The 21,629-nt window shown below is 58.3% G+C and carries 17 protein-coding genes; 16 read left to right on the top strand and 1 reads right to left on the bottom strand.

What is annotated here, in order from left to right; genetic code table 11:
- Positions 1-229: 229 nt before the first annotated feature.
- From gyrA to rpsA, 6 genes are all read left to right on the top strand, one after another.
- Positions 230-2,992, top strand: coding sequence for a DNA gyrase subunit A (gene gyrA / locus HU750_RS21715; protein WP_027595948.1), 2,763 nt, complete (start codon positions 230-232; stop codon positions 2,990-2,992).
- Between the two features lie 272 nt (positions 2,993-3,264).
- Positions 3,265-4,350, top strand: a complete 1,086-nt coding sequence (gene serC / locus HU750_RS21720) for a 3-phosphoserine/phosphohydroxythreonine transaminase (protein ID WP_085272802.1) — start codon at positions 3,265-3,267, stop codon at positions 4,348-4,350.
- Positions 4,350-5,444, top strand: a complete 1,095-nt coding sequence (gene pheA, locus HU750_RS21725; protein ID WP_027595950.1) for a prephenate dehydratase — start codon at positions 4,350-4,352, stop codon at positions 5,442-5,444. The genes serC and pheA overlap by 1 nt, the downstream gene beginning before the upstream one ends.
- 159 nt (positions 5,445-5,603) lie before the next feature.
- Positions 5,604-7,844 carry a bifunctional prephenate dehydrogenase/3-phosphoshikimate 1-carboxyvinyltransferase gene (locus HU750_RS21730; protein ID WP_186682295.1) on the top strand — a complete coding sequence of 747 codons (2,241 nt, stop codon included), beginning with the start codon at positions 5,604-5,606 and terminating at the stop codon, positions 7,842-7,844.
- Positions 7,841-8,527, top strand: coding sequence for a (d)CMP kinase (cmk, locus tag HU750_RS21735; RefSeq protein ID WP_027595952.1), 687 nt, complete (start codon positions 7,841-7,843; stop codon positions 8,525-8,527). Before HU750_RS21730 ends, cmk begins: the two co-directional genes overlap by 4 nt.
- A 123-nt stretch (positions 8,528-8,650) precedes the next feature.
- Positions 8,651-10,327, top strand: a complete 1,677-nt coding sequence (rpsA, locus tag HU750_RS21740) for a 30S ribosomal protein S1 (RefSeq protein ID WP_003252673.1) — start codon at positions 8,651-8,653, stop codon at positions 10,325-10,327.
- Positions 10,328-10,471: 144 nt separating this feature from the next.
- Here the strand turns inward: rpsA and HU750_RS21745 are convergent, their stop codons facing one another.
- Complete coding sequence (locus HU750_RS21745; RefSeq protein ID WP_186682297.1) at positions 10,472-10,927, bottom strand: REP-associated tyrosine transposase; 456 nt, start codon at positions 10,925-10,927, stop codon at positions 10,472-10,474.
- Between the two features lie 570 nt (positions 10,928-11,497).
- Between HU750_RS21745 and ihfB the strand changes: the two genes are divergently transcribed.
- From ihfB to HU750_RS21795, 10 genes are all read left to right on the top strand, one after another.
- Entirely contained in the window at positions 11,498-11,794 is a 297-nt protein-coding gene (gene ihfB / locus HU750_RS21750) for an integration host factor subunit beta (protein WP_003252675.1), read from the top strand.
- An 18-nt stretch (positions 11,795-11,812) separates the two neighbouring features.
- Positions 11,813-12,076, top strand: a complete 264-nt coding sequence (locus HU750_RS21755) for a lipopolysaccharide assembly protein LapA domain-containing protein (protein ID WP_027595953.1) — start codon at positions 11,813-11,815, stop codon at positions 12,074-12,076.
- A 103-nt stretch (positions 12,077-12,179) separates the two neighbouring features.
- Positions 12,180-13,619, top strand: coding sequence for an MBL fold metallo-hydrolase RNA specificity domain-containing protein (locus HU750_RS21760; protein ID WP_186682299.1), 1,440 nt, complete (start codon positions 12,180-12,182; stop codon positions 13,617-13,619).
- A gap of 248 nt (positions 13,620-13,867) precedes the next feature.
- Positions 13,868-14,917, top strand: a complete 1,050-nt coding sequence (locus HU750_RS21765; protein WP_186682301.1) for an LPS O-antigen chain length determinant protein WzzB — start codon at positions 13,868-13,870, stop codon at positions 14,915-14,917.
- Positions 14,918-15,033: 116 nt separating this feature from the next.
- On the top strand, positions 15,034-16,251 hold the full coding sequence (locus tag HU750_RS21770) for a glycosyltransferase family 2 protein (RefSeq protein WP_186682303.1): 1,218 nt from the start codon (positions 15,034-15,036) through the stop codon (positions 16,249-16,251).
- 13 nt (positions 16,252-16,264) lie between these two features.
- On the top strand, positions 16,265-17,749 hold the full coding sequence (locus HU750_RS21775) for an oligosaccharide flippase family protein (RefSeq protein WP_186682305.1): 1,485 nt from the start codon (positions 16,265-16,267) through the stop codon (positions 17,747-17,749).
- Positions 17,750-17,787: 38 nt separating this feature from the next.
- On the top strand, positions 17,788-18,645 hold the full coding sequence (locus tag HU750_RS21780; protein ID WP_186682307.1) for a dTDP-4-dehydrorhamnose reductase family protein: 858 nt from the start codon (positions 17,788-17,790) through the stop codon (positions 18,643-18,645).
- Positions 18,646-18,664: 19 nt separating this feature from the next.
- Positions 18,665-19,678, top strand: coding sequence for a polysaccharide biosynthesis protein (locus HU750_RS21785; RefSeq protein ID WP_186682309.1), 1,014 nt, complete (start codon positions 18,665-18,667; stop codon positions 19,676-19,678).
- A 60-nt stretch (positions 19,679-19,738) separates the two neighbouring features.
- Positions 19,739-20,545 (top strand): glycosyltransferase family 2 protein, encoded by an 807-nt coding sequence (locus tag HU750_RS21790; RefSeq protein ID WP_186682311.1) that lies wholly within the window; start codon positions 19,739-19,741, stop codon positions 20,543-20,545.
- The gene (locus tag HU750_RS21795; RefSeq protein ID WP_186682313.1) at positions 20,542-21,594 is read left to right on the top strand and encodes an EpsG family protein; all 1,053 of its coding nucleotides are present in this window, start codon (positions 20,542-20,544) and stop codon (positions 21,592-21,594) included. Before HU750_RS21790 ends, HU750_RS21795 begins: the two co-directional genes overlap by 4 nt.
- The last annotated feature ends 35 nt before the right edge of the window (positions 21,595-21,629 follow it).

Here is a 21,629-nt window from a genome sequence, read left to right on the forward strand (position 1 = left end):
CACAACCTGTAGTGGCAGGGCCTGCCACATCTCCCCACCCGCACTGCCTTTGTGATAACATCCGGCAGTTTCCAAGACCGCCCATCACGGCGGCCAAATTTGCGCAGATCCATGGCACAACTCATTGATTTGTCGTAAGTCGTCGCAGCACTGCGCGTCGCGACGGCGAGCTTCGTTCGGCCCTTGATGGCGCTGCGAAGTTTCACCAGAAAAAGGAATCAGGCTTCTCATGGGCGAACTGGCCAAAGAAATCCTCCCGGTCAATATCGAAGACGAACTGAGACAGTCTTACCTCGACTACGCGATGAGCGTGATTGTCGGGCGAGCGCTGCCCGATGCGCGTGACGGCTTGAAGCCCGTGCATCGTCGCGTTCTCTTTGCGATGAGCGAACTGGGCAACGACTGGAACAAACCGTACAAGAAGTCCGCCCGTGTGGTCGGTGACGTGATCGGTAAGTACCACCCGCACGGCGACACTGCGGTCTACGACACCATCGTGCGTATGGCCCAGCCGTTCTCGCTGCGTTACCTGCTGGTCGACGGCCAGGGCAACTTCGGTTCGGTCGACGGCGACAACGCCGCGGCCATGCGATACACCGAAGTGCGCATGGCCAAGCTGGCGCACGAGCTGCTGGCCGACCTGCACAAAGAAACCGTCGACTGGGTGCCCAACTACGACGGCACCGAGCAGATCCCGGCAGTCATGCCGACCCGTATTCCCAACCTGCTGGTCAACGGTTCCAGCGGTATCGCCGTGGGCATGGCGACCAACATCCCGCCGCACAACCTCGGCGAGGTCATCGACGGCTGCCTGGCGCTGATCGACAACCCGGATGTCACCATCGATGAGCTGATGCAGTTCATCCCTGGCCCAGACTTCCCGACTGCCGGCATCATCAACGGCCGCCAGGGCATCATCGAGGCCTACCGCACCGGCCGTGGCCGCATTTACATGCGTGCCCGTTCCGAAGTCGAAGACATCGACAAGGTCGGTGGCCGCCAGCAGATCGTCGTCACCGAGCTGCCGTACCAGCTGAACAAGGCGCGTCTGATCGAGAAGATCGCCGAGCTGGTCAAAGAGAAGAAGATCGAAGGCATTACCGAGCTGCGTGACGAGTCCGACAAGGACGGCATGCGCATCGTCATCGAGCTGCGTCGCGGCGAGGTGCCGGAGGTGGTGCTCAACAACCTCTATCAGCAGACCCAGCTGCAGAGCGTGTTCGGCATCAACGTCGTGGCCCTGATCGACGGCCGCCCGCGTCTGCTCAACCTCAAGGACCTGCTCGAAGCGTTCGTCCGCCACCGCCGTGAAGTGGTGACGCGCCGTACCGTGTTCGAGCTGCGCAAGGCCCGTGAGCGTGGCCACATCCTTGAAGGCCAAGCGGTCGCGCTGTCCAACATCGACCCGGTCATCGCCCTGATCAAGGCCTCGCCGACGCCGTCGGAAGCCAAGGAAGCGTTGATTTCCACTGCCTGGGAATCCAGCGCTGTGCAGGTCATGGTCGAGCGCGCCGGCGCCGATTCCTGCCGCCCTGAAGACCTCCCGGAGCAGTTCGGCCTGCGCGAGGGCAAGTACTACCTGTCGCCGGAACAGGCCCAGGCGATTCTTGACCTGCGTCTGCACCGCCTGACCGGCCTGGAGCACGAGAAGCTGCTGGCCGAGTACCAGGAAATCCTCGAGCAGATCGGCGAACTGATCCGCATCCTCAGCAGCGCCGAGCGCCTGATGGAAGTGATCCGCGAAGAGCTCGAAGCCATCCGCGCCGAATACGGCGATGCGCGCCGCACCGAGATCCTCAACGCCAGCCACGACCTCAACTACGGCGACATGATCCCGGAAGAAGAGCGCGTGGTGACTATCTCCCACGGTGGCTATGCCAAGACCCAGCCACTGTCCGCCTACCAGGCCCAGCGCCGTGGCGGCAAGGGCAAGTCGGCGACCGGCGTGAAGGACGAGGACTACATCGAGCACCTGTTGGTCGCCAACAGCCACGCCACCCTGTTGCTGTTCTCCAGCAAGGGCAAGGTGTACTGGAAGAAGACCTACGAAATCCCCGAAGCGTCCCGTGCTGCGCGTGGCCGTCCGCTGGTCAACCTGCTGCCGCTGGAAGAGGGTGAGCGCATCACTGCGATGCTGCAGATCGACCTCGAGGCCCTGCAGCAAAGCGCCGACCTGGACGAAGAGCTGGACGAGGCCGATGACACCGTGCTCGAAGGTGAGCTGGTAGAAGCCGAGGAAGTCGACGAAGAAGACGGCGACACCCCGGAATGGTCTGCTGAGCCGACCGGTGCCTATATCTTCATGGCCACCGCTTCCGGTACCGTCAAGAAGACCCCGCTGGCCCAGTTTGCCCGCCCACGCACCAGCGGCCTGATCGCCCTGAAGCTGAAAGAAGGCGACACCTTGATTGCCGCGGCCATCACCGACGGCGCCAAGGAAGTCATGATGTTCTCCGACGCCGGCAAGGTGATCCGCTTCGCTGAAAGCGTGGTGCGCGAAATGGGCCGTACCGCCCGTGGTGTGCGCGGCATGAAGTTGGGCAAAGGGCAGCAGATCATTTCGATGCTGATCCCTGAGTCCGGTGCGCAGATCCTCACCGCGTCCGAGCGTGGCTACGGCAAGCGTACGCCGCTGTCCAAGTTCCCGCGTCGCGGCCGTGGTGGCCAGGGCGTGATCGCCATGGGTACCAAGGGGCGCAACGGTCTGTTGATCGGCGCTATCCAGGTTCAGGAAGGCGAAGAGATCATGCTCATCTCCGACCAGGGCACCTTGGTGCGCACGCGGGTTGGTGAAGTGTCCAGCCTGAGCCGTAACACCCAGGGTGTGACGCTGATCAAGCTGGCGGCTGACGAAACGCTGGTGGGCCTGGAGCGGATCCAGGAGCCTTCCGAAGAAGAGCTCGACGAACTGGTCGAGGCGGATGCGCAAGGCGAAGCGCCGGAGGCTGTCGATGACGACAGCGCGGGCGCCGAAGAGGCACCGCAAGAGTAAGCAAGCGCAACAACCCGAGCGGGGCGACCAAGGTCGCCCCGTTTGACTGATTACAGCAGGCAACGCTGGATCCTCCCATTAGTGGGGGCGTTTTTTGTAGGAGCGGCCTTGTGTCGCGAAAGGGCTGCAAGGCAGCCCCCAGGATTTCAGCGACGCTGCAAAAAGCTGGGGGCCGCTTTGCGGCCCTTTCGCGACGCAAGGCTGCTCCTACAAAGAGCGGTGCGCGGCGTGCGAGAAACGATTTTGTTCTATTTGGCAGAGCGAGAGTGGATGTGAGCAAACGAGCCTTTAACTTCTGCGCAGGCCCTGCTGCGCTTCCTGACGCTGTCCTGCAGCGCGCCCAGGCCGAAATGCTGGACTGGCGCGGCAAGGGCTTGTCGGTGATGGAAATGAGCCATCGCAGCGACGATTACGTGGCCATCGCCGAGAAGGCCGAGCAGGACCTGCGTGACCTGCTGTCCGTCCCCTCCAACTACAAGGTCCTGTTCCTGCAGGGCGGTGCCAGCCAGCAGTTCGCCGAGATCCCGCTGAACCTGCTGCCGGAAAACGGTACCGCCGACTACGTCGAAACCGGTATCTGGTCGAAGAAGGCGATCGAGGAAGGGCGCCGTTTCGGCAACATCAATGTCGCCGCCAGCGCCAAGCCTTACGACTACCTCGCCATCCCAGGCCAGAACGACTGGAACCTGACCAAGAACGCTGCCTACGTGCACTATGCGTCCAACGAGACCATTGGTGGCCTGCAATTCGACTGGGTGCCAGAAACCGGTGACGTTCCGCTGGTGGTCGACATGTCGTCCGATATCCTCTCTCGCCCGATCGACGTCTCGCAGTACGGCCTGATCTACGCCGGCGCGCAGAAAAACATCGGCCCGAGCGGCCTGGTGGTGGTGATCGTGCGCGAAGACCTGCTGGGCCATGCCCGCAGCAGCTGCCCGACCATGCTCGACTACAAGGTGTCGGCCGACAACGGCTCGATGTACAACACCCCGGCCACCTATTCCTGGTACCTCTCGGGCCTGGTGTTCGAGTGGCTCAAGGAGCAGGGTGGCGTCGAGGCCATGGAGCAGCGCAACCGCGCCAAGAAAGACCGCCTGTACAGCTTCATCGACGCCAGCGACTTCTACACCAACCCGATCAGCGTCAACGCCCGTTCGTGGATGAACGTGCCGTTCCGCCTGGCCGACGAGCGCCTGGACAAGGCCTTCCTGGCCGGCGCCGACGCCCGTGGCTTGCTCAACCTCAAGGGCCATCGTTCGGTCGGCGGCATGCGTGCCTCGATCTACAACGCCCTGGGCCTGGAAGCGGTTGAAGCCCTGGTTGGCTACATGGCTGAATTCGAGAAGGAGCACGGCTGATGTCCGAACACGAGCTCAAGGCGCTGCGCGTGCGCATCGACAGCCTCGACGAGAAGATCCTCGAGCTGATCAGCGAGCGCGCCCGTTGCGCCCAGGAAGTGGCGCGGGTCAAGACCGCCTCGCTCGCCGAAGGTGAAAAGCCGGTGTTCTACCGCCCCGAGCGTGAGGCTGCGGTACTCAAGCGGGTCATGGAGCGCAACAAGGGGCCGCTGGGCAACGAAGAGATGGCGCGGCTGTTCCGCGAAATCATGTCGTCCTGCCTGGCCCTGGAAGAGCCGCTGAAAATCGCCTACCTGGGCCCTGAAGGTACCTTCACCCAGGCAGCGGCGATGAAGCACTTCGGCCATGCCGTAATCAGCCGCCCAATGGCGGCCATTGACGAAGTGTTCCGCGAAGTGGCGGCCGGTGCCGTCAACTTCGGCGTGGTGCCGGTGGAAAACTCCACCGAGGGCGCGGTCAGCCACACCCTGGACAGCTTCCTTGAGCACGACATGGTGATCTGCGGTGAAGTCGAGCTGCGCATCCACCACCACCTGCTGGTGGGTGAGAGCACCAAGACCGACAGCATTACCCGCATCTACTCCCACGCCCAGTCGCTGGCCCAGTGCCGCAAGTGGCTGGATGCGCACTACCCGAACGTGGAGCGCGTGGCGGTTTCGAGCAACGCCGAAGCGGCCAAGCGGGTCAAGGGTGAGTGGAATTCGGCAGCGATCGCCGGTGATATGGCGGCGAACCTGTACGGCCTGACCCGTCTGGCCGAGAAGATCGAAGACCGTCCAGACAACTCGACGCGCTTCCTGATGATCGGTAACCAGGAAGTACCGCCGACCGGCGACGACAAGACCTCGATCATCGTCTCGATGAGCAACAAGCCGGGGGCCTTGCACGAGCTGCTGGTGCCGTTCCACGAGAACGGTATCGACCTGACCCGCATCGAGACGCGCCCGTCGCGCAGCGGCAAGTGGACGTACGTGTTCTTCATCGACTTCGTCGGCCACCACCGCGACCCGTTGATCAAGGCAGTGCTGGAGGCGATCAGCCAAGAGGCTGTGGGGCTGAAGGTGCTGGGGTCTTATCCGAAGGCGGTGCTGTAAATGAGCTTGCCGGGGCCGCTTTGCGCCCCATCGCGACGCAAGGCCGCTCCTACAGGGCCTGCGTGATACCTGTGGGCGCGGCCTTGTGTCGCGATGGGCTGCGAAGCGGCCCCCTGCGGTCTCACAGACTGTCTTGATTTCTGAACAGGGTTCGCACTCGTGGTAAATGCAGTAACAACCAAACCCGCACCGCTCATCGGTCGCCTCGTCGTCGTAGGCCTGGGCCTGATCGGCGGCTCCTTCGCCAAGGGCTTGCGCGAAAGCGGCCTGTGCCGCGAAGTGGTCGGCGTCGACCTGGATGCCCCCTCGCGCAAGCAGGCCGTGGCCCTGGGGGTGGTCGACCGCTGTGAAGAAGACCTCGCCGCCGCCTGTGTCGGTGCCGATGTCATCCAGCTGGCCGTGCCGATCCTGGCCATGGAAAAGCTGCTGGCGCGCCTGGCACAGCTCGACCTGGGCGATGCCGTCATCACCGATGTCGGCAGCGCCAAGGGCAATGTGGTGCGCGCCGCCCGTGAAGTCCTGGGTGAGCGCCTGTCGCGCTTCGTCCCCGGCCACCCGATTGCCGGTTCTGAGCAGAGCGGGGTAGAGGCCTCCAACGCCGCCCTGTTCCGTCGCCACAAGGTCATCCTCACGCCGCTGCCGGACACCGACCCCGCCGCCCTGGCCACGGTAGACCGCCTGTGGCGCGCATTGGATGCCGATGTCGAGCACATGCCGGTCGAGCGCCATGACGAAGTCCTGGCCGCCACCAGCCACCTGCCGCACTTGCTGGCCTTCGGCCTGGTCGATTCGCTGGCCAAGCGCAATGAAAACCTCGAGATCTTCCGGTACGCTGCGGGAGGCTTCCGCGATTTCACGAGAATCGCCGGCAGCGACCCGACCATGTGGCACGACATCTTTCTCGCCAACCGCGAAGCCGTCCTGCGCACGCTTGATACATATCGCAGCGATCTCGACGCCTTGCGCGACGCGATCGATGCAGGGGACGGGCACCAGTTGCTGGGTGTATTCACCCGCGCACGCGTTGCCCGCGAGCATTTCAGTAAAATCCTGGCCCGCCGGGCCTATGTGGACGCTATGAACGCCAACGATCTGATTTTCCTGGCCCAACCGGGTGGCTGCCTGACCGGGCGAATCCGCGTACCGGGCGACAAGTCGATTTCTCACCGCTCGATCATGCTCGGCTCGCTGGCCGAAGGCACGACCGAGGTCGAAGGGTTCCTCGAAGGTGAGGATGCGCTGGCGACCTTGCAAGCCTTCCGTGACATGGGGGTGGTCATCGAAGGCCCGAACCAGGGTCGCGTAACCATCCATGGGGTCGGCCTGCACGGCCTCAAGCCGCCACCTGGGCCAATCTACGTGGGTAACTCCGGCACCTCGATGCGCTTGCTCTCTGGCCTGTTGGCCGGTCAGCCGTTCGACGTGACCATGACCGGTGATGCCTCGCTGTCCAAGCGCCCGATGAATCGCGTGGCTAACCCGCTGCGCGAAATGGGCGCAGTGGTCGAGACTGGCCCTGAAGGCCGTCCGCCATTGACCATCCGTGGTGGCAACAAGCTCAAGGCGCTGACCTACACGCTGCCAATGGCCAGTGCCCAGGTCAAATCGTGCCTGCTGCTGGCCGGTCTGTATGCCGAAGGCAAGACCACGGTCACTGAACCTGCACCGACCCGTGACCACACCGAGCGCATGCTGCGCGGCTTTGGTTACGCAGTCGAGTCCAATGGCCCGGTGGCTTCGCTGCAGTCTGGCGGCAAGCTGACGGCGACCCGCATCGAAGTGCCTGCCGATATTTCGTCGGCGGCGTTCTTCCTGGTCGCAGCCTCGATCGCTCAAGGCTCTGAGCTGGTGCTCGAGCATGTCGGCATCAACCCGACCCGTACCGGCGTGATCGACATTCTGCGACTGATGGGCGGCGACATCACCCTGGAAAACCAGCGTGAAGTGGGTGGCGAGCCGGTGGCCGACCTGCGTGTGCGCGGTGCTCAGCTCAAGGGTATCGACATCCCCGAAAACCTGGTGCCGCTGGCCATCGACGAGTTCCCGGTACTGTTCGTCGCCGCGGCCTGTGCCGAAGGGCGCACCGTGCTGCGTGGCGCCGAAGAGCTGCGGGTCAAGGAATCCGACCGCATCCAGGTCATGGCCGATGGGCTGATCAGCCTGGGCGTGAAGTGCGAACCGACCCCGGACGGCATCATCATCGACGGCGGCCAGATCGGCGGCGGCGAAGTGCACGGCCACGGTGACCACCGTATCGCCATGGCCTTCAGCGTTGCCTCGCTGCGTGCCACTGCGCCGATTCGCATCCATGACTGCGCCAACGTCGCCACCTCGTTCCCTAACTTCCTGGCGCTGTGTGCCGAAGTCGGTATCCGCGTGGCTGAAGAGGGCAAGTCGTGAATTCGCAAGCAACAGTCATCACCATCGATGGGCCAAGCGGCTCGGGCAAGGGCACGGTCGCCGGTCTGCTGGCTCGCGAGCTGGGCTGGCGCCTGCTGGACTCCGGCGCGCTGTACCGTTTGCTGGCGTTCAATGCCAACAATCACGGCGTCGACCTGACCAACGAAGAGCTGCTCAAGCAACTTGCCGCCCATCTGGATGTGCAGTTCATCGCGGCCGAGCCCGGTAAGCTGCAACAGATCATCCTTGAGGGTGAGGACGTCAGCAGTGTCATCCGCACCGAAACCGTCGGTGCAGGCGCCTCGATGGTGGCCTCGTTGCCTGCCGTGCGGGACGCTTTGTTGTTGCGTCAGCGTGCATTCCGCGAGGCTCCGGGCTTGATCGCCGATGGTCGCGACATGGGTACCGTGGTGTTCCCGGATGCGCCCTTGAAGATTTTCCTGACCGCCAGCGCCGAGGAACGGGCACGTCGTCGTTACCTGCAGTTGAAGGGCAAAGGCGAAGATGTTAGTCTGTCGAGTCTGCTGGATGAGATTCGTGCACGTGATGAGCGTGACACCCAACGTGCAGTGGCCCCGCTGAAACCAGCGGCCGATGCCATTCAGTTGGACTCTACCGAGTTGTCCATCGAGCAGGTGTTGCAACGTATCAGGAGTGAGATCGCGCTTCGCGACCTTCACTGATAGCCAGGAGAGCAGGCAGGTGCACCAGTCAACGTCCTGTCGGCTTTCCTTTAAATAACGAAACCCACATTGTCTGGAATGTGGCGATGGGCGTCTGTTTCGCCCGAATCTACAGGAATTAAAATGAGCGAAAGCTTTGCAGAACTCTTTGAAGAAAGCCTGAAAACCCTCAATCTTCAGCCGGGTGCGATCATCACCGGTATCGTTGTCGACATCGACGGCGACTGGGTTACCGTACACGCTGGCCTGAAGTCCGAGGGCGTCATCCCGCTCGAGCAGTTCTACAACGAAGCTGGCGAGCTGACCATCAAGGTCGGTGACGAAGTTCACGTTGCGCTGGACGCGGTCGAAGACGGCTTTGGCGAAACCAAACTGTCCCGTGAAAAAGCCAAGCGCGCCGAGTGCTGGATTGTTCTGGAAGCAGCTTTCGCCGCCGAAGAAGTGGTCAAGGGCGTTATCAACGGTAAGGTTAAGGGCGGCTTCACTGTCGACGTTAACGGCATCCGTGCGTTCCTGCCGGGCTCCCTGGTTGATGTCCGCCCAGTGCGCGACACCACCCACCTGGAAGGCAAAGAGCTGGAATTCAAGGTCATCAAGCTCGACCAGAAGCGCAACAACGTTGTCGTTTCCCGTCGCAGCGTGCTGGAAGCCGAGAACTCCGCCGAGCGCGAAGCCCTGCTGGAAACCCTGCAGGAAGGCCAGCAAGTCAAAGGTATCGTCAAGAACCTCACCGACTACGGCGCATTCGTGGACCTGGGCGGTATCGACGGCCTGCTGCACATCACCGACATGGCCTGGAAGCGCATCAAGCATCCTTCCGAAATCGTTAACGTTGGCGACGAAGTCGACGTTCGCGTTCTGAAGTTCGACCGTGAGCGCAACCGCGTTTCGCTGGGTCTGAAGCAGATGGGCGAAGATCCGTGGGTTGCTATCACTGCCCGCTACCCAGAAGGTACTCGCGTACAAGCTCGCGTTACCAACCTGACCGACTACGGCTGCTTCGCTGAGCTGGAAGAAGGCGTTGAAGGTCTGGTACACGTTTCCGAAATGGACTGGACCAACAAGAACATCCACCCGTCGAAAGTCGTTCAGGTTGGCGACGAAGTGGAAGTCATGGTTCTGGACATCGACGAAGAGCGTCGTCGTATCTCCCTGGGCATCAAGCAGTGCAAGTCCAACCCATGGGAAGACTTCTCCGGCCAGTTCAACAAGGGTGACAAGATCACCGGTACCATCAAGTCGATCACCGACTTCGGTATCTTCATTGGTCTGGACGGCGGCATCGACGGCCTGGTTCACCTGTCCGACATCTCCTGGAACGAAACCGGCGAAGAAGCCGTACGTCGTTTCAAGAAGGGCGACGAGCTGGAAACCGTCATCCTGTCGGTCGACCCAGAGCGCGAGCGCATCTCCCTGGGCATCAAGCAGCTGGAAGACGATCCGTTCTCCAACTTCGTTGCTGTCAATGACAAGGGCGCTATCGTCAAGGGCATCGTGAAAGAAGTTGACGCCAAAGGCGCCATCGTCACCCTGGCCGACGACATCGAAGCCACTCTGAAAGCTTCCGAAATCAGCCGTGACCGCGTTGAAGACGCGCGTAACGTTCTGAAGGAAGGCGAAGAGATCGAAGCTAAGATCATCAGCGTTGACCGTAAGTCCCGCGTTATCAGCCTGTCGATCAAATCGAAAGACGACGCTGAAGAGCGCGAAGCTATCCAGAGCCTGAAAAACGCTCCGGAAGCTGCTGCCGACACCACCATGGCTGCGCTGCTGCGCGAAGCAATGGCCAAACAGAACTAAGTTCTGTTGGATCGGTAAGAAAAAGGGCGACCCTCGGGTCGCCCTTTTTTTATCTGTGATTTTTGTGGTGGTGCCTAAATCGAGCGGCCCGAATCAATCGTAGCGAGCGTTGCTCGCGATGCGCCGCGCGGGCGGCGCTCGATCTCAAACCCACACTGCATCCCTGTGCGGATAATCGCCAATCCTGGCGACCAATCCCGCCCTGACCGGATTGGCTATGATGTATCGGGCAACCCTCAAAACATCTTCATCTTGCCGCAAAGCCCGGTCGTGATAACCCGCCTGCCAGACCGGTGAAACCTTTATCCCTGCCTTGCGCAGTGCATGACTGGACCGGCTCTTTACGCGTTGCATAAGTACACTAAGCGTCACTTCCCCTAATTCAAGCAACCAATGCACATGGTCAGGCATCACAACCCAGGCTAATGACCGGCAGTGGTTTTTTACTTCGGCATGGCGAAGGTTCTGGATAATCATGCGCGCTAAATGAAAGTCCTGAAACAGTGGCCGACGTTGGTGTGTGGCTGTGGTCAACATATAAAGCCTGCCTGGCTCAGAGTATCGTGCGCGGCGAAGCATGCAGCCATGAGGTTTGGGCATCGTGTTCTTCCGTGAACAAGGGCGTCCAATCAGCGTAGTTGCCGACCTGTGGCGCTGGGCGATGGAAGATTGTCAGCATGTAAATGCCATGAGTTGAATGGCTGGGTCAGTGGGGGCGTGGGGCGGCCATTTGGCGTGAGTTGTGTGGTGGTGCGTAGATCGAGCGCCGCCCGCGCGGCGCATCGCGAGCAACGCTCGCTCCTACGTTTGTATCGGGCCAGTTATTTCTTGGGGTAAATGCCCGCGACCGCCTTGGCGCATGGCGTAATATCGCGTCTAGCAAACAAGGCGGTCGCGCGCGCCTGTCACAGGCGTTATTGGCCAAAAACAAACGTAGGAGCGAGCGTTGCTCGCGATGCGCCGCGCGGGCGGCGCTCGATCTACGCGTCACCCCAAAACTCACGACGTACCCCTTCAACCACGCGCATCCCAGCCAATCCGCGACAAATTTCTTTTTACTTCAATCTTGAATTTTTTTATTAAGTCAAGAACCGCCCTGTTCAAATCCCTCCCAGCGTGCTACAAACTGGTTAAGCAATGATCTAGCTGCTTGATAACGAAGGGAAAAATATGACGAAGTCGGAGCTGATCGAACGTATTGTCACCCATCAGGGGCTGCTCTCCTCGAAAGATGTGGAGTTGGCCATCAAGACCATGCTTGAGCAGATGTCGCAGTGCCTGGCGACGGGCGATCGCATCGAGATTCGCGGTTTTGGCAGCTTCTCGCTGCACTATCGCGCACCCCGTGTCGGTCGCAACCCCAAGACTGGCCAGTCGGTCAGCTTGGAAGGCAAGTTCGTGCCGCACTTCAAACCGGGCAAGGAATTGCGTGACCGGGTCAATGAAGAAGATGAGGCCGAGGCCTGATAAAAAAGGAGCAGTCTGATGCGTAACCTCAAGCGCGCCCTGGCGGCGTTGTTCGTGCTGCTGTTGGCGGCTGTGGTGCTGTTCTTCGTGCTCGAGAACCAGCAGGCGGTCTCGTTGGTCCTGTTTGGTTGGTCTGCCCCTGAAGTGCCGGTTGCGGTACTGGTACTGGCCGCGCTGGTCATCGGCTTGGCTATCGGCCCACTGCTCGGCGCCTACGGCGTGCAGCGCAGCAAGCGCAAAATTCGCGCTTCTGCCCGCCAAGCGGCATTAAGCGGTAATTGAGGCGGTTTCCTACTTCTATTGAGGAAAGTCTCACCTATGCCCGCATCGGCTGTCATGAAGTAATAGCACACTTCATTTTCGGCCCAGGCGAGTGTGCAGCAGCATGGATTTCCCCGTTCTTTCTCATCACGGCGCCACCCGAGGCGTAACTGGCTCTTGCCACCAGCTTCATCTTGGCCCCGCTACCAGCTTGCTGGTCGATTGCGGCCTGGAGCAGGGTGATGATGCATCGCCTGGCGCGGAGTCCGCGTCCCTGGGTTTGGGTGCGAGCTTCGAGGTGAGCAGTGTTCAGGCGCTGATCGTCACGCACGTGCATCTCGACCATGTCGGCCGCATCCCCGCGCTGCTGGCGGCAGGGTACCGTGGCCCCATTCTGTGCAGCGAACCCTCTGCCAAGCTGCTTCCACTGGTGCTGGAGGATGCCTACAGGCTGAGCATCAGCCGTGAACCGAAGCACGTGCAGCGCTATCTCGCGATGCTCAATGAACTGATCGTCCCACTGCCTTTCGAGCAATGGCATGTTCTCATCGATCGACCTGGTCTTGGCTGCCGCATTCGCTTGCAGCGCGCCGGGCACCTACTGGGTTCAGCCTATGTCGAGTGTGACTTGGCGCGCGGGGAGGTCAACACCCGCTACGTGTTCTCCGGCGACCTAGGGCCCTCCACCAATCCCTTGCTGCGGCCAGTGCAGCCCCCAGAGCGCGCTGACGTGCTGGTGCTCGAAAGCACCTATGGTGATCGTCTGCACCCCAGTACCGACGACCGTCGAGAAAAACTGGAAGCAGTCATCGATCGGGCATTGGCGGATAACGGCACGATCCTCATCCCAGCCTTCAGCCTGGGGCGTACCCAGGAATTGTTGTACGAGCTCGAAGACATCCTTCATCGCAAGGCCCTGCTGAACGCGGGGCAAGCATCGGGTGATAATCCTCTTGATTGGTCACAATTACCCATCATTCTTGATTCACCCTTGGCTCAACGCATCACCGGCGTTTACCGCGACCTGCATGAATACTGGAATGAAGAGGCCCGGGCGCGGTTGGCTGAAGGGCGTGACCCGCTGGGCTTCGGTCAGTTGATCAGTGTGGATACCCATGCCAGGCATCAGCAGGTGGTGAATTACCTCAAGAGCACCGGGCGCCCGGCGATTGTCATTGCAGGCAACGGCATGTGCTCGGGTGGGCGGATCGTCAACTATCTCAAGGCCATGCTTGGGGAACCGAGGCATGAGGTGCTGTTCGTCGGGTATCAGGCCAAGGGCACGCCGGGGGCAGTGATCCAGGCCAGTGAAGGCGCGGAAGGGTTTGTGCAGATTGATCTGGATGGAGAGGCTTATGGGATTCGGGCGAAGGTGATGACGTTGAGTGGGTATTCGGGGCATGCGGATCAGCATGGCCTGCTCGAATTTGCCATGGGCGGCGCCACGTCGCCTGCCAAAGTGGTTTTGGTGCATGGGGAGCCAGCCGCAAAGGCGGCCTTGAGCCGAGCTCTACTCAGTCGGGCACAGGGAGCCAAGCAGCAAGTGGAGGTGAGTATTCCTTGAAAGCGGCAAGATGATCTGCGCGTTATCCGCTGTGCCAAGAAACTGATAGATTGTGCTTTCCTCGGTCGAATTAGAGCGAATGCTGTACTCTGATTCATAGTGGGGCAGGCTCGAATGCGGGCGGCTGGGTGACACATCGCCGCTGAGCTATGTCTTGATCCACCGATTTGGGTGGGTTGCTGAAAGTGGCTTTCCCTGGTTTGCCAGGGAATCGTGCAGATCGTCGGATTCAAGGATAACTAAAAGAAATGCGCAATGATCGTGAGCGCCTCGGTGAAGCGCGTGAGTATGATATTTTCGATTTGACCGAGGGGCTTTGGCGGCAACGCTTGCTGGTGCTGGTGGTCACTGTGTTGGTTGCGGCGCTGGCAGTTGTCTACGCAATGCTGGCGACTCCGGTGTATGAGGCCAAGGTTCTTCTGCAGCCGCCACTGAGCAGTGATATCAGTCAGTTGAATGTCGGACGGGTGGGTGGTGATGATTTGCTCGCTCCCATTCGTGAGCGGGAGGTCGGCCAGATCTACCGGCGCAATCTGCAGTCAGATTCGTTGCGGCAAGCGTTTTTCGAGCAAGTTTACCTACCCAGTCTTGGTGAGGGGCTTGGTGCAGGTTCGGCTGGTCTTTACGCCAAATTCTATGGGCAGCTACAGGTGCTCAATGCTAATGAGGAGGAGGGCCGTTCTTCTGTTTCTGCACGTGCCGAGGATCCCCATCAAGCGGCTGATTGGGTTGTGAAGTATGCGGAGATGGCGGCTGAGCGAACCAAAAGTGAACTGATTAAAAAGGTCACTGCCGAGTTCAAGGTAGAGGCCGACAACCTGCAGCGAGCCATCGATGCCGCGCGTGCCAATGCCTCGCGTGAGCGTGAGGACCGGATTATCCAGTTGACGGAGGCGTTGCACACGGCGCGCTCCATCGGTCTTGAAAAGCCGCCAATTATTACCACCGGGTTGTCAGCGGAAGTCTCTTCGGGGATGAATGGCTCGCTGATGTATATGCGCGGAAGCAAAGCGCTGGAATCGGAAATTAAGAATTTGCAGGCGCGCGTGTCTGATGACCCGTTCGTGAGTAACTTGCGTGAGCGAGAACAAAAGGTGTCGTTCTATCGTTCGGTAACACTGACGCCTGATCAGTTTGAGGTGTATCGGCAGGATGGCGTAGTGGAGCCACCCGAAGCTCCAATCAAGCCTCGCAAGGCTTTGATTGTGGGGATCGGCGTGTTGGTTGGCTTGTTCATCGGCACATTCATCGCGCTCATTCGTGAGGCGTGGCGGTTCAGGCAAGCGCGCCAGGACTAGTGGTCAGCAGAGGTGCTGGTGGTGTGCGGCAATGAATAAACTGTCGAACACTGCTGGCCTGTGAAGCGTCGGCTCATAGTGCCGAAAACTCAAAAGACATAAGGCAGTGGTTGAGGATGAGTGAGCAATATCTAGTTTCCATTGTAGTGCCAACTCATAACCGTTCGAAGTACGCGATTCCCTGTGTGAAGAGCTTGCTCGAAATAAAGTCCGAGCGGCTACAGGTCGTGGTGCACGATACCAGTAACGATGATTGCCAGTTGGCTGCCTGGGCGGCGGATCAGGCGGACTCGAGATTGGTTTACGTCCATTGGAAAAGCCGTCTTTCCATGACCGAGAACCATGAGCGGGCCATGCAGTTGGCAGAGGGCGAGTACGTCTGCCTGATTGGTGATGATGATACTGTTTCGCAACGGATTCTCGAGGCGGCCGAATACGCAAAGGCTGAAAACGTCGACATGCTGACGCCGCGGGTTAAAGCCTTCTATTACTGGCCAGACTTTCGCACCAAGTTTTACGGTGCTGCGCATGCAGGGCGCATTTATCTGGAAACGTTTGGGCGGGGTGCCGAGACGCTGCAGGCTAGCAAGCAGTTGGACAAAGCACTCCATGAGGCATGCCAGGGCACCGATGCGCTGCCGAAGCTTTACCATGGCCTGGTAAGGCGTAACTTGCTGGACGAACTGCGTCGCCGCAGTGGAAAGATTTTCTTCGGGACTAGCCCCGACATGTCAGCGTCCGTTTCGCTTGCGATGATAGGCAAGACTTATTGCTTGCTCGATTTCCCCTTCACCATGCCAGGCGGTGGGGGTGGGAGTAACAGCGGGCGTAGCGCCATGGGCAAGCACAAGGGCAACTTGAAAGATGACCCTCATATGAAGCCCTTCACGGACTTACAGTGGCCTGCTGAGTTGCCCATGTTCTTCAGTGTTGAGACTGTTTGGGCTCACGCTGCCTGGGCAACGCTGGAAGGTATGAAAGACGAAAAGCGGCAGTCGCAGTTCAACTTAGCGCGCCTTTATGCCTTGTGCCTTTTTTATCACCGTGACTACGCAAAAGAAATTTTTGCAGCGCGTCGGGCGGCTCAGGCAGGTGGCAATAGCCAGGTGGGCATGGTCCGGCTGGTTTCTGAGTTTGTATCCGTGGTTACAAAATATACCTTCTCCCGCCTGAAAAGGGTGATGAAGCCTAATGCCAGTAACGGGCGCGAAGTGGTTGGCGTGGTAGAAGATGTGTACCTCGCACGGCAGGCCCTGGACAATAAGCTGGAAGCAAGGTTGGCGGGGGCGGGCATCTGCACTTCATCGACGAGAACGCGCAGCGTGACAGAGTGATTGGTGGGAGGCAATGAAGATAGCTAATCTCTCGTCACTGCTGCTGGCCAGTTTTTCCGGAAAGCTCATCTATGCGTTGGCAAGTGTCATTTCATTGCCGCTGGCCGCTTATGTGCTTGGCGCAGAAGCGGTAGGCCTGGTAGGTTTTTTTACTACACTGCTGATGGTGTTGATGGTGCTGGAGGGCGGACTGACCAGTAACGTCATCCAGCGTTTGGCCAGGATCAGAGGCGTTGCGAGCGCTGACCGTTCAATGCGCTCGGTCAGGGCGCTGGTGAATACCTACCTGTTGGTCTTTTCTGCAGTGGGCTTGATTGCGGCGTGCGCGATATCGCTGGCGTCGCCGGCACTCGTGAGCCATTGGCTGAAGCTCACTGATATCAGCCAGGATCAAGCACTGTACGCCCTTTACTGCATGGCAATATTCATTGGCCTTAATTTGCCAGTGATGTTGCTGCAGGGCGTATTTGTAGGCAATGAACTGCAATACCCGCTGAACAAAGTGTACATCGTCTACTCGTTGATGCGTACCCTCGGCGTATTAGGGTTGGTTCATAGTGTTCCCGCCTTCGGTGGTGTGACGGGTTATTTTACACTTCAGGTTTTAATCCAGTTGATGTATGTCGCGACATTGATGTATGTGCTGTATCGTCGTGACTTGCTGGGGGCGGGGAGGGTTCACAAAAAATACGTTCTTAGCGGCTTGGCATTTAGTCGAGGGGTTTTTCTGATCTCCTTGACTTCGGTGATAACCGTGCAATATGACAAGTTGTTCATGAGCGGTGCGCTCGGCCTGCAAGACTATGCGTACTACAGCCTTGCCAGCACGATTGCAGGTTTTCCTTATATTTTTTCGACAGCTTTTAATACGGTGTTGTTCCCACGGTTCTCGCGGGACCTGCGTGTTGGTGAACTGGCGCGTATCGAAAAAGTATTTCGAGCTGCACTGGTACTGTTTGCGTTGATCATGACCATTATGTGCAGTGCGGTATTCTGGTATGCCGGCGCGGCCTTGCACATGATGTTCGAGCCGTTTTTGGCAGAGGGTATCGACACGGTAGTGCCTTGGCTGCTGGTGGGTACGGCACTGCAATCCTTGTTGATCGTTCCTTTCTCGCTGCAGATGGCTGCGGGGTGGACGTCGCTTGCGTTCCGCTTAAACCTGGTTGCGGTGCCGATTATCTTGTTCGGCCTGCCAGCACTGGTGGCGAGCTTTGGGGCTGTTGGCGGTGCTTACAATTGGCTGCTTTACAACGCCTTTTCGTTTGGCTGTACGGTATATTTTACGTGTCGCCGATTTCCTTGGTTGCTGCCTGCTTATCGCGCGTGTCTATACGCTGCGTTGGTGACTGCCGTGATGGCGAATGGCTTATTCTTCCTGTGTTTCCAATGGTTGTCTGGCGCGGTGGCGGGCGTGGTGGGTGCATGCCTGGCTTCGGCGTTGCTGGCTGCATTGGGGGCATTTATCTTTCGCAAGCAGTTGGCTGGACTCAGGTGACATGAGCGTATAGTCTGTCTTGATTACGGAGAATTATAATGAAGATAGTTGTGCTGGGTGCTTCCGGGATGCTGGGTAATGCGGTGTTCAGGTACTTGGTGTCTGATCAGCGCTACACAGTATGGGGCACGGTACGTAGTTCCGCGTCGCTCAAGTATTTTTCTGCCAGTGAACGTGAACGTTTGGTGGTAGGGCTTGATGTGCTTAGCCAAGACGACCTGCTTGAATTCTTTATGCAGTATCGGCCGGATGTCGTTGTCAATTGCACTGGGCTGATAAAGCAACTTTCAACTGCAAATGACCCGCTCGCGGTATTGCCGATCAATGCGCTGCTGCCTCATCGTCTGCAGAAGCTCGCGCAACTGATTGGTGCGCGGCTGGTTCATATTAGTACCGATTGTGTTTATGCCGGCACCCAGGGGCAGTACGTAGAGGCTGATGTTTCTGATGCTGAAGACCTGTACGGCAAGTCGAAGTACATCGGTGAAGTACATGATTCAGCGAACGCGATCACGTTGCGAACCTCGATCATTGGTCACGAGCTGTCAGGGAGCAAGTCACTGGTGGACTGGTTCCTTTCTCAGTCCGGCAGTGTCAAGGGTTACCAGAAGGCCATATTTTCAGGCCTGCCAACGGTTGAAATGGCGCGGGTCATTGCGGACTACGTGCTGCCCAATGCAGCGCTGAATGGCCTCTACCATGTGTCGGCGGAGGCGATTGATAAATACTCATTGTTGAAGTTGGTCGCTGAGAAATACGGTAAGACGATCGATATCGTGGCGGATGACGCGGTTGCTATTGATCGCTCGCTTGACTCGAGCCGGTTTCGTCAGGCGACAGGTTACCTGCCCCCGAGCTGGGCTGATCTGATCGTTAAGATGCGCGACTTTAAATAAGATATTTCAGGGCTTGGAAATGTTTAAAAATAAAGTATTGATGATTACGGGTGGTACTGGGTCGTTCGGCAATACAGTGCTTAAGCGGTTTCTCGATACCGATGTGAAAGAAATTCGGATTTTCAGTCGTGACGAGAAAAAGCAGGAAGACATGCGCATTGCCTTGGGTAATGACAAGGTCAAGTTCTACATTGGCGATGTGCGTGATTATTCCAGCCTGTTGCAAGCGATGGTCGGCGTGGATTACATCTTCCATGCTGCAGCGCTCAAGCAGGTGCCGTCTTGCGAGTTCTTCCCCATGGAGGCGGTCAAGACCAACGTGATGGGTACTGAGAATGTGCTCAACGCGGCAGTCGAGTGCAAGGTCAAGCGCGTGGTGGTATTGAGCACCGACAAAGCGGTGTACCCGATCAACGCGATGGGTATCTCCAAGGCGTTGGCGGAAAAACTGGTCATTGCCAAGTCCCGTATGATTCCTGCGAGTTCACAAACTGTCATTTGCGCTACCCGCTATGGCAACGTGATGGCGTCCAGGGGCTCGGTAATCCCCTTGTTTGTCAATCAGCTAAAAAGTGGCCAGCCGCTTACTATTACCGACCCCAATATGACGCGTTTCCTCATGTCGCTTGAGGACTCCGTCGACTTGGTGCTGCATGCATTCGAGCATTCCCAGCAAGGGGATATTTTTGTGCAGAAGGCGCCTGCTTCAACGGTGGGTGACCTGGCGACCGCCTTGCAACAATTGTTCAAGCTTAAGAATGAAATCAAGGTCATCGGCACGCGGCATGGCGAGAAGCTCTACGAGTCGCTGATATCGCGTGAAGAAATGGCCAAGGCCGAAGACATGGGCCGTTATTATCGCGTGCCTGCTGATAACCGAGATCTCAACTACGAAAAATATTCCTCCAATGGCGAGGAAGAAGTTTCCCATCTCGATGACTACACCTCACACAATACCGTGTTGTTGTCGATCGAAGAGATCAAGGAGACCTTGCTCAAGCTGGATTACATACAGCAAGAGCTGAAAGCCTGATCAACGTCGTGTGCCCGGTTGTTGGTGCTTTATTATTTGTCGGTGTGTTGGAGAAGTCGTTTGGCCGAGCTCAGTGCTGTCGTCAGTGTCAGTGTTGTTATCCCTTGTTATCGCTGCAAGGGTTCGATAGCGCGCGCGGTTGAGTCTGTGTTTGCTCAAACACTGAGGCCTTCTGAAGTTATCCTGGTTGACGACTGCAGCCCAGATGACACGCTTGAACAGCTGCACGCTGAAGCGAAGAGGTACCCGCCGGGCTGGGTAAAGGTCATTGCGCTGAAGAAAAATGGCGGCCCAGGCAATGCGCGGAATGCTGGCTGGGCAGAAGCCACTGGGAAGTACGTGGCGTTTCTTGATTCTGATGACAGCTGGCATATCAAGAAAACCGAGTTGCAATACCAGTGGCTTGAGCAGCATCCCGAGGTCGACTTGCTTGGCCAGCATTTTGCGGCAGGTCAGCGCAGCGAACCGTCGATTGACGATGTGCGTTTTATCCCCGTGACGGGACGCCAGTTGCTGCTGTCCAATCGCTTTTCCACCTCTTCTGTCATGATTCGGCAAGACGTGAAGTATAGATTCAAGCAGGGCATGCGTTACTGCGAAGATTACCAGTTGTGGTGTGATATCTGTTTCGGCGGTGGGGCATGCTTTAACGTGGATTACCCACTCGTCAACACCTTCAAGCCCGTGTACGGCGACTCAGGCCTGAGTGGTCAACTCTGGCGCATGGAGAGAGGCGAGTTGGCGGTGCACCTGTCGCTGCTCAAGCGCAGGTACATAGGCCTTCCTGCGTGCTTGCTCGCCGTTTCATGGTCACTCGGGAAGTTTGTTCGTCGCGTCATCAACTCATCGGTTCGAAGGACTCTATGATTTATATCGTCGGCTGGGGGATCATGCTGCTCGGGCTTATGGTTTCGGAGGTGGTCAAAAACCGAAGCCGTATCCCTGCTGCGGTGGTGATCGCTTTCGTGGCGATATTGGCTATTTTCCGAGGTGCGGTGGGTACGGACACAAACACCTACGAGTTCTTGCTGGAGTCCGTGGACCCTGCGGCGTTCAGCGGCGGTGTAGAGCCTCTGTTCATGGTGTCCGGCTGGCTTTTCAAGACGGTCACGGGTTCTGCAGTGGGGGCGGTCAGGCTGTTTGCGCTTGTGTTATTTGGCGTGCTTTTCTATTTTCTGTTGCACTCGAATAGAAATGAACGCTTCTTCCTGTTGTCGTTTTTCCTGCCGTCATTCATCTATCAGTACAGCATGAATACCTTGCGCTTAGGCTTGGCCAGCGCCGTACTTCTGTTGGTGTTTCAGTACATTCGTCGGTACCGTTATTCACAACGCGCAGCGTTATCGATAGTTGCCTTGGCGTTTCATTACTCGTCCCTTTTCAATCTGGGTTTTTTGTTGGCACTGCGTATGCGCTGGACACGCTGGGCCAGCATGCTGGGGTTCGCCGTTTTCGTCGTCTGTGCGTTGTCGGTCGTGCTCTTGAATAACGACTACTTCTTGATGAAGCTGAACGCTTATCAGCAGGTCGCGTCGCCCGGGAGGTTTTCTGGGTTGAGCAAGGTCGTGCTGATTGCGGTGATGCTGTTGGCGGTCATCGCCTCACGTATGCCGCGGCCGGACAAGTTTAAATTGTTGGTTTTGGCGGTGCTGTTGACGGCGGCTTCGTTTGGCTTGGCGACCGTAAGCTACGCGGGTTTGCGCTTCCTTGATTTGCTGTCGTTTTCACTGCCATTGGCGGTCATGGTTGTTTATAACGACAACGATCTTGAATTCGACTGGGCGATAAAGTTGGGGCTTTCGCTGGTTGGGCTTATCTCGGTAGTGGCCAGTTACAGGAACTATTTGCAAGAGTCGGGGCAGGGGCCTAGCCCATTCCTGCCTTATCATTTTTTGGACTTGCTTGGTGGTGTCTAGGCTGCGGGCGCACAGGTGGAAAACGGGGGGGCGTA

It is taken from the genome of Pseudomonas sp. SWRI50, assembly GCF_014269095.1.
GTDB lineage: Bacteria > Pseudomonadota > Gammaproteobacteria > Pseudomonadales > Pseudomonadaceae > Aquipseudomonas > Aquipseudomonas kermanshahensis.

Excerpts from the sequence above, each read along its gene's own strand:
- gyrA (WP_027595948.1), top strand. The coding sequence starts at position 230 with ATGGGCGAACTGGCCAAAGAAATCCTCCCGGTCAATATCGAAGACGAA.
- HU750_RS21745 (WP_186682297.1), bottom strand. The coding sequence starts at position 10,927 with ATGCCCAAACCTCATGGCTGCATGCTTCGCCGCGCACGATACTCTGAG.
- HU750_RS21795 (WP_186682313.1), top strand. The coding sequence starts at position 20,542 with ATGATTTATATCGTCGGCTGGGGGATCATGCTGCTCGGGCTTATGGTT.
- HU750_RS21775 (WP_186682305.1), top strand. The coding sequence starts at position 16,265 with ATGAAGATAGCTAATCTCTCGTCACTGCTGCTGGCCAGTTTTTCCGGA.
- HU750_RS21785 (WP_186682309.1), top strand. The coding sequence starts at position 18,665 with ATGTTTAAAAATAAAGTATTGATGATTACGGGTGGTACTGGGTCGTTC.
- ihfB (WP_003252675.1), top strand. The coding sequence starts at position 11,498 with ATGACGAAGTCGGAGCTGATCGAACGTATTGTCACCCATCAGGGGCTG.
- HU750_RS21770 (WP_186682303.1), top strand. The coding sequence starts at position 15,034 with ATGAGTGAGCAATATCTAGTTTCCATTGTAGTGCCAACTCATAACCGT.
- pheA (WP_027595950.1), top strand. The coding sequence starts at position 4,350 with ATGTCCGAACACGAGCTCAAGGCGCTGCGCGTGCGCATCGACAGCCTC.
- HU750_RS21760 (WP_186682299.1), top strand. The coding sequence starts at position 12,180 with ATGGATTTCCCCGTTCTTTCTCATCACGGCGCCACCCGAGGCGTAACT.
- HU750_RS21755 (WP_027595953.1), top strand. The coding sequence starts at position 11,813 with ATGCGTAACCTCAAGCGCGCCCTGGCGGCGTTGTTCGTGCTGCTGTTG.
- rpsA (WP_003252673.1), top strand. The coding sequence starts at position 8,651 with ATGAGCGAAAGCTTTGCAGAACTCTTTGAAGAAAGCCTGAAAACCCTC.
- HU750_RS21780 (WP_186682307.1), top strand. The coding sequence starts at position 17,788 with ATGAAGATAGTTGTGCTGGGTGCTTCCGGGATGCTGGGTAATGCGGTG.
- HU750_RS21765 (WP_186682301.1), top strand. The coding sequence starts at position 13,868 with ATGCGCAATGATCGTGAGCGCCTCGGTGAAGCGCGTGAGTATGATATT.